Raw genomic sequence first — 2,059 nt, forward strand, 5'->3', positions numbered from 1 at the left:
CCTGGCTGACCTGGAAACCCGCCACACCACGACCGCTCAGACCCTGGCAGAAGCGGAGGGACAGATCACTGCTCTGGAATCCGCCGTGGAATCTCAAAGCGAAACACTTGAACAACTGGATTCTATCCAGGCTGCATTGGATACGCTGGCTCTCGAATCCTCCGAAAATGAATCACGTTTTGAGGACGTCGACGTTGCCCTGGCTGATGTCCAGCGCCAGGTTACCTTGAGCCGCGCAATCGAGATGCTTTCCCGGGCACGCCTATACCTCTTTGAAAGTAATTTCGGGTTAGCCAGGCTTGATGTACAGGCCGCACGTGATTTGCTTCTCAGCTTACAAAGTGACATTGCAGCTGATAAAGCGGCTGCCCTAAAGGAAGTCATCGCTCGGCTCGATCTGGCCTTGGAAAACCTGCCCGACTTCCCGGTGATCGCTGCGGACGATTTGAACATCGCCTGGCAGCTGCTGGTCAATGGTCTGCCCGATCTTCCTGAATCCACCCCATTGCCCGAATCCACCACTGAAACGCCCCTTCCTGCAGAGGAAGTTACCCCCACCGTAACGCCATAAGTCTTCTCTTTAAAAATACAGGGAAACAAGTAACAAAAACAATAGAATCGAGCAAACCCAATCTCTCAGAGGATGAATTAAACCGGAATGGTTACCCTGCTGCGATACTTCCCCCGGTCCGGTTTCCTTCATAAATTATTCCCGCTGTCGCGGCACACGACAATCTGAAGTATAAATTGGGAAGTATTATAACTTGCGTCCGCTCTATAATACTATTATGAAAATTGGGGTATTTGTCATTGAATGGGTAATTTTCACTTCTGCTTGAGCAGCCAAAAAATGCGGTCATAAGAAAGTAAATAATGGATAAATACAGCACCGCCAAAAATCAACCCCATCAGCTCTTTTCCACTGTTTATTAATAAGAAAACTGCCAGGCTAAAAAAGGCGAATTCCATGAATAGGCGCAAGACACCCGGAATTGGGATGGGCGCTTTTCCTGAATGGCTTGAATCTTCAGGCACTCTAAAAGTTCCCCAAATGGCAGCGGCAATCAAGGGCAGCCCCAGCGCTAAAAGGTACCTGAGTGGACCCGGGGACGCATGCCAACCCCAATAACCATAAATAATAATTGCCGTCATTTCGAGTAAAAAGCGAAAGCCTAAATTTATTGGATTTGATCCCATATCTTCCTCATTTGGTATCTCAGAAGACCATTCAACAGAAACAAAGTAACCTTATTTCCATCAATACCCGAAGCCAGCCCCTCTTTCTCTGTTAAGTATCGCTTCATATAAGATTTATCAACGACGGCTAGAAATTGATGGTTTTTAGCCTATCAATCATCCAGGGTGAGTTCCATGTCCAGAAAGACACCATTCTCCTGCACGCTGTTATACAGAAGGCCTGTGTCGGTATAAGTCAGGGTGATCTGGGTGCCACTATCAGTTACCTGCTCGTATTGGTTTTCTCCAACGCGGTTGAAAAAACCTGGCGGGTTGCTCATGAACTGGAACTGCACACCACCTTCTGAAAAAACTGAGGAACAGGTGCCGTTGTCCTGGACCTTGCCATCACCACCCAGCATGGGCGTGGCAGATCCAGTAATCTGATAATTATGTGTCCCCTCATTTTTCAATTGCTGGGGTGTGAGCTTTCCGCCTGCATCAGGCTGCGTCTCGACCCTGGGTTCCTCCGTCGGGGCGTCTTCTTCGACCACCACCCCTTCCCCGTCGGCGTAATGCTCTTCCCATGTCGAAACAGCCTGCGGATCCAGATCTCCGGGGGAGACAAATGTCTCAAACAATGTCCGGGGTAAACTGCATGAAAGAGCCGTTAGCAGCATCAGGCTGACCAGCAATAAGGGTCGGCGTAGATTGTGGAAACCAGGGCGGTTGTTTTGGCAGGGGAAGGACATGGTTATAGCTCCTGAAAAAAAGATTTCCGTTATTATAATATTCTTTTCTATGATACGTCTTTTCAGATTGAATATGGCTCATATTTGCAATAACGATGCTTGGTTGAGCGAATTAGATCAGGAGAAGGAAA

At 48.1% G+C, this 2,059-nt stretch carries 3 protein-coding genes; 1 reads left to right on the top strand and 2 read right to left on the bottom strand.

The window, feature by feature from the left end:
- On the top strand, window positions 1-571 hold a 571-nt coding region (locus V2I46_01470), incomplete at its 5' end, for a hypothetical protein (protein ID MEE4176156.1).
- A 254-nt stretch (window positions 572-825) separates the two neighbouring features.
- Here V2I46_01470 and V2I46_01475 read toward each other — a convergent pair.
- Both V2I46_01475 and V2I46_01480 read right to left on the bottom strand, forming a co-directional pair.
- Entirely contained in the window at window positions 826-1,197 is a 372-nt protein-coding gene (locus V2I46_01475; GenBank protein ID MEE4176157.1) for a YrdB family protein, read from the bottom strand.
- A gap of 152 nt (window positions 1,198-1,349) precedes the next feature.
- Window positions 1,350-1,928: a hypothetical protein gene (locus V2I46_01480; protein ID MEE4176158.1), complete on the bottom strand. Its 579-nt coding sequence runs from the start codon at window positions 1,926-1,928 to the stop codon at window positions 1,350-1,352.
- Window positions 1,929-2,059 lie beyond the last annotated feature (131 nt).

It is taken from the genome of Bacteroides sp. (assembly GCA_036351255.1).
GTDB lineage: Bacteria > Bacteroidota > Bacteroidia > Bacteroidales > UBA7960 > UBA7960.

Excerpts from the sequence above, each read along its gene's own strand:
- V2I46_01480 (MEE4176158.1), bottom strand. The coding sequence starts at position 1,928 with ATGTCCTTCCCCTGCCAAAACAACCGCCCTGGTTTCCACAATCTACGC.
- V2I46_01475 (MEE4176157.1), bottom strand. The coding sequence starts at position 1,197 with ATGGGATCAAATCCAATAAATTTAGGCTTTCGCTTTTTACTCGAAATG.